Source organism: Bradyrhizobium sp. P2_E8, from assembly GCF_056403875.1.
Genome location: NZ_JBFUES010000599.1, coordinates 1 through 4,707 on the forward strand (window position 1 = coordinate 1; position 4,707 = coordinate 4,707).

8 protein-coding genes are annotated in these 4,707 nt (G+C 62.7%); 4 read left to right on the top strand and 4 right to left on the bottom strand.

From position 1 onward, the window contains the following. On the top strand, positions 1-395 hold a 395-nt coding region (locus AC1D00_RS27495), incomplete at its 5' end, for a PRC-barrel domain-containing protein (RefSeq protein WP_477012817.1). Positions 396-666: 271 nt separating this feature from the next. Here AC1D00_RS27495 and AC1D00_RS27500 read toward each other — a convergent pair. Then, the gene (locus AC1D00_RS27500) at positions 667-894 is read right to left on the bottom strand and encodes a hypothetical protein (protein ID WP_011090370.1); all 228 of its coding nucleotides are present in this window, start codon (positions 892-894) and stop codon (positions 667-669) included. Positions 895-1,122: 228 nt separating this feature from the next. Between AC1D00_RS27500 and AC1D00_RS27505 the strand changes: the two genes are divergently transcribed. Genes AC1D00_RS27505 through AC1D00_RS27515 form a run of 3 tightly spaced genes read left to right on the top strand, consistent with a single transcriptional unit; the run spans position 1,123 to position 2,768 of the window. Then, positions 1,123-2,208 (top strand): DUF1236 domain-containing protein, encoded by a 1,086-nt coding sequence (locus tag AC1D00_RS27505; RefSeq protein WP_135178286.1) that lies wholly within the window; start codon positions 1,123-1,125, stop codon positions 2,206-2,208. Between the two features lie 24 nt (positions 2,209-2,232). After that, positions 2,233-2,538: a hypothetical protein gene (locus AC1D00_RS27510; RefSeq protein WP_135178285.1), complete on the top strand. Its 306-nt coding sequence runs from the start codon at positions 2,233-2,235 to the stop codon at positions 2,536-2,538. After that, positions 2,535-2,768 (top strand): hypothetical protein, encoded by a 234-nt coding sequence (locus tag AC1D00_RS27515; protein ID WP_135178284.1) that lies wholly within the window; start codon positions 2,535-2,537, stop codon positions 2,766-2,768. The genes AC1D00_RS27510 and AC1D00_RS27515 overlap by 4 nt, the downstream gene beginning before the upstream one ends. A gap of 145 nt (positions 2,769-2,913) precedes the next feature. Here the strand turns inward: AC1D00_RS27515 and budC are convergent, their stop codons facing one another. The 3 genes from budC to AC1D00_RS27530 form a co-directional block, all read right to left on the bottom strand. Continuing rightward, entirely contained in the window at positions 2,914-3,681 is a 768-nt protein-coding gene (gene budC, locus AC1D00_RS27520) for a meso-2,3-butanediol dehydrogenase (protein ID WP_135178283.1), read from the bottom strand. A gap of 45 nt (positions 3,682-3,726) precedes the next feature. Next, positions 3,727-4,029 (bottom strand): plasmid stabilization protein, encoded by a 303-nt coding sequence (locus AC1D00_RS27525; RefSeq protein ID WP_135178282.1) that lies wholly within the window; start codon positions 4,027-4,029, stop codon positions 3,727-3,729. 275 nt (positions 4,030-4,304) lie between these two features. Continuing rightward, positions 4,305-4,661: a PRC-barrel domain-containing protein gene (locus AC1D00_RS27530; RefSeq protein WP_477012818.1), complete on the bottom strand. Its 357-nt coding sequence runs from the start codon at positions 4,659-4,661 to the stop codon at positions 4,305-4,307. Positions 4,662-4,707: the final 46 nt, after the last annotated feature.

The window sequence follows — 4,707 nt, forward strand, 5'->3', positions numbered from 1 at the left end:
ATGCGAAGATCGCGCTCAAGGGAAATTGGCGCGCCTCGAAGCTCATGGGCCTGAACGTCTACAACGAGGCCAACGAGAAGCTCGGCGACATCAACGAGCTGCTCGTCGACAAGAGTGGCAAGATCAACGCGGTGGTGATCGGCATCGGCGGTTTTTTGGGGATGGGCGAACATGACATCGCCGTCTCGATGGATAAGCTGAAGTTCGTCGAAGAGCCGGTCCGGACCAGCTCGACCAGCACCTCGACCACGTCGCGCGACACCACCACCGGCGCCGCAGCGACAACCACCACGAACCGCAGCGCTAACGATTGGGTCCCTGACCACGCCGTCATGAGCGGCAACAAGGAGCAATTGAAGGCGCTCCCGCAGTTCAAATACTCGGACTACAACTAAATAGGACGAGAGTTCACGGAGATGAGGGCCCCGTCACGGGGCCCTTTTTTGTCCGCCGTGAGCCACCGACGGTTGTCGGGAAAAAAACCCGCTCGGATCATCGGGCGGGTCGCTCACGCGCGCAGTCGTTCAGTGCATGTAAATTAAGAAATAGCCGAGGGCGGCAACAACGAGGACGACGGCACGAACGGCCCACAAAATGAGTACGGGCATTTACTCCTCCAACTGCTGCCCGAACGCTTTTCGACGGGCCGCCTGAGGCCCGCGATATTTACTGTTCGGTGCACACCTTGGTGGTCTTCACCGCGGATTCGGCCTCGACCTTGGTCTTGTAGACGCCGTTGCCCACCACTGTCGTGGTCGTGGTGGTCGGCTTGGTGTCGACGACAGTACACTTCTTGGTGGTCGCGTCGCGCACGATGTAGAACTCGGCGGCGCTGGCGGCCTGCGTGCCGAGAGCGAAAGCGGCAAGCGCGCCGCACACGATCAGCTTCTTCATGGTGTGTCCTCCTCAAATGATTCGTAAGTAGTCGCTGCCAACGGCGTGGTTTGACCGAAGTTCCGTTTGTTAGCGGTTGCAGCGCCCCACCGCCATTTCGGTACAACCGCGATCTCGGTCTACCGGAAGAAATTCACGTCCCGACGCCACGAGAGTTGCCGAGTTTTCCCGAAAAGGAACCGCGCGCCGCATCGGAGGTTGATCGACATCCGCATTTAGGAGGTTCAGATGAACAAGCGTTTATTCTTGGCTACGACGGCCGCTGTCGCGATCGCGACTTCGGCTCTTGCGCAATCTTCTCCAAGCACGTCGAACTCCAATCCGTCAGCTACGCAGCGTCAGCCGGATTCCACCTCGACGACGCCGTCCTCTTCAACACCTTCGGGATCCGCGCAGACCAATCCTTCGACCAATTCGGCCCAGACGCAGTCTCCGTCATCGACCGGCCAGAGCGCTGCAGGCCAAACGACCAATTCCGGTACGGGCACCAACACCACGCAGGCGCCCACCTCGAACAACTCGACCAATCAGGCGCAGACCAGCCAGCCCTCCAACCAGACCAATGTGCCTTCGAACCAGACGCAGACCAACCCGCCTACGGACAACAGGGCGCAGAGCGCGAACCCGCCAGCTTCGGGCGCCAGTCAGGCGCAGTCTCCGACGGGTAGTAACTCGACGAACACGGCCCAGCAGCCGAGCACCCAGCAGAATACGGCCGATCGTTCGTCGAACACGAACGTGAATGCCTCGGTGAACATCAATGATCAGCAGCGGACGCGGATCAGCACGTCGATTTCGCACCTCAACGTGCAGCCCCTCAATAACGTGAATTTCTCGTTGGCCGTGGGCACTGCCGTGCCGCGGGATGTCCGTCTGCAGCCGCTGCCGGCGGAGGTCGTCGAGATCGTGCCCCAGTACCGGGGCTATAACTTCGTCCTGGTGAAGGACGAGATCGTGATCGTGGAGCCCTCCAGCTACAAGATCGTCGCGGTCCTGCCGTACTCGGGCCGGTCCACGGCGGCCGCTCCGGCGCGCACCGAGCGAAAGACCACGTTCAGCGATCGTGATCGCGAGGTGATCCGCAAGCACGTCAAGGCGCGTCCCGTCGAGCGCGAGCGGCAAACGACCGGCAGCACAGTGCGAACCGAGATCCGCCGGGGCGAGCGCCTGCCGGACGGCGTGGAAATCGATGCCTTCCCCGACGAGGTCTATCGCGAGGCGCCGAGCCTGCGGGAGTACCGATACATTCACCGGGATAGCCGAACCTACATCGTCGAACCGCAGGAACGTCGCATCATCGAAGAGATCGACTGACCTCGCCAAGGAAGGAGAACATTCATGAAGACCATTGCACTGGGAATGCTCGCCGCCTGCCTTTTGGGATCGGCTGCGATCGCGGCACCGCTCAGCCCAACTGCGGTGGGGCCGACCGAGATCTCCGGGGTGGACCAGGTCCGGCTCGTCTGCAACGAGTTCGGCCGTTGCTTCCGAACTCGCGGCCCCCGCTATTTCGGCGGAGATGACGGGTACGTAGTGCGCCGCAGTTACGGCTACTACGGCGGCCCCGGCTACTACGATCGCGGCTACGGCTACTACGGCGGCGGGCCGAGCATCGGCTTCAGCTTCGGCACCCGTAGCTGGTGACCAAGAAAGGGCTGCTCTCCGAGCGGCCCTTTCGATACGGTCGACATTGCGGTGATCGGATGTCCGCTCTTGCGAAGCTGCTGGGACAGAAAGAGCAATTGCTGGCGCGGCTTGAAGCCGGACCCGGCGCGAACGAGCGCGCCGAAATCCAGGCGCTCCTCGCCAAGATCGATACGGCGCTGAAGCTTCTCGGGTCCAGGAGCGCCCCGGGAGCAGAGCCGACGGACTAAGGCCGGGAAGTTTCGAATCAGCCGCCAAGACAGCCAGGCCAGATGCTGCAAGCTCGCTGGATGCGCTTAGCGTCCCCTGATCCACGCACTCGCACGTTCCGGCGACACAGCGCTCGCAAAGCTTGACGGCGAGCGGTCTCCGCGGCTATTCCTGCGGCGGTTGCCCGTTAGAGGCGGACACGCCTCCGTCCACCGCTACGTTAGCGCCGGTCATGAAGCTTGCGTCTTGACTCGCGAGGAACGCGATCACGGCGGCGACTTCCTCCGGTTCGCAAACGCGGCCCAACGGGATCCGCTCGGCGAACTTCGCGAGCAGCTCCTTGTCGCCCATCATGTCTTCGGTCATGCCCGTGCGCGTGAGACTCGGGCAGACCGCGTTCACGCGGACGCCCTTCTTGCCAAGGTCGAGCGCGAGCGCGCGCGTCAGATTGACGACGGCGCCCTTCGCAGCGTTGTAGGGGCTCATGCCCCAGTCACCACCGGTCCCGGAGACCGATGCCGTGTTCACGATCGAGCCCCTGGTCTTCTCGAGGTGGGGCAGTGCCGCGCGGCAGCCGTAGAACACCCCGTCGACGTCGCTCGACATCACCGTCCGCCATTCCTCGTCAGTGATGGAAGCAGGGTCGCCCCCTACATGAACGCCGGCGTTATTCACGATGACGTCCAACCGGCCGAAACGGTCCACGACCGCCGTGACCATTCCGTCGACGGCGCGCGACTCCGACACATCGACGGCGCAGGCCATCACCTGATCGGCCGGCAAACTTTTGGCGACCTTTTCGAGCGTGTCTTTGTTGCGGTCGACCAGGACCACCTTCGCGCCCTCTGCAACGAAGCGGCGTGCTGTCGCTTCTCCGATGCCGGAAGCGGATCCCGTGACGATGACGACCTTGCCTTTGAACCTATCCGCCATTGGGCAACTCCTGGGTGGTCAGTGCGACCGCGATTTGCGCGCAATCTAGGCGGCGCGCCGCTTTCTGGTCCGCGCGGCCTTCTTGGCCGATCGCGACCGTTCCGCAGGGGGGCGCTTGGCAGACGCAGCACCGCCCAAGCGGCCGCCCTTCTTCGACGGCGAATGGTCTTCTTTGGTCCCGCGGCCGGAGCCGCTCTTCTTCCCGCCATGGGTTTCCTTGTTCACGGTCGCCCAGGCGCGTCGTTCGGCCTCCTTCTCCGGAACGCCGCGGTGTTCATAGCCCTCCTCGATGTGTTCGGCTTGGCGTTTTTGTTTGTCGGTGTAACTGGACTTGTCGCCCCGGGGCATGAGGTCCCTCCATCGATTGGAAATATTCGGTTCAAGATCGGAAAAGCCTGTAGGTTCCATCGCGCTGAGGCTGTCCGGCGGCTCGAGCAGCCTAGAAGCGGGACCCGGAGGGCCGGGGAATCCCAAGCCCCGCAACCATAACAGCACGTGAGTGCGCATGCCGCTCGACGCACCTCCAACTCTGCTCTCGCTTCGCCAGTTCGCCGTAGCCTATCTCGACTTCGCGTGCGGCCCAAAAGCGCGCCCGCAACAAAGGGCCTCGACCGCCGGCAAGGCTAGAAGCCGGAATAGTAGTCGTTCACCGCTCTCGCTCGCGTTGGGTCGTCCCAATTCCAGTCGTTATCGTTGCCGTAATGGGGCGCTCCTCGTAGCCTGTCGGCGCTGAGATTGGTCCGATACCCGCCAAGGTTCGTGTCGTACTTCAGTGACTGCCATGGCAGCGGGTAGTGGTCGTCGCCGATGCCCAAGAACCCGCCGAAGCCGAGAACGGCATACGACACCCGCCCGCTTACCTTGTCGATCATCACGCGCTCGATCGACCCGATTTTCTGGTCGCCCGCGCCATATACCGCCGTGCMTTCGACCTTGTCGCTGCCGATCAGCGTTCCCGTTTCACGCCTTTCCGTTTCCATAGCCGTCCTCCTCTTCGGTCAGGATCGATACGAGACAACGGAGCGT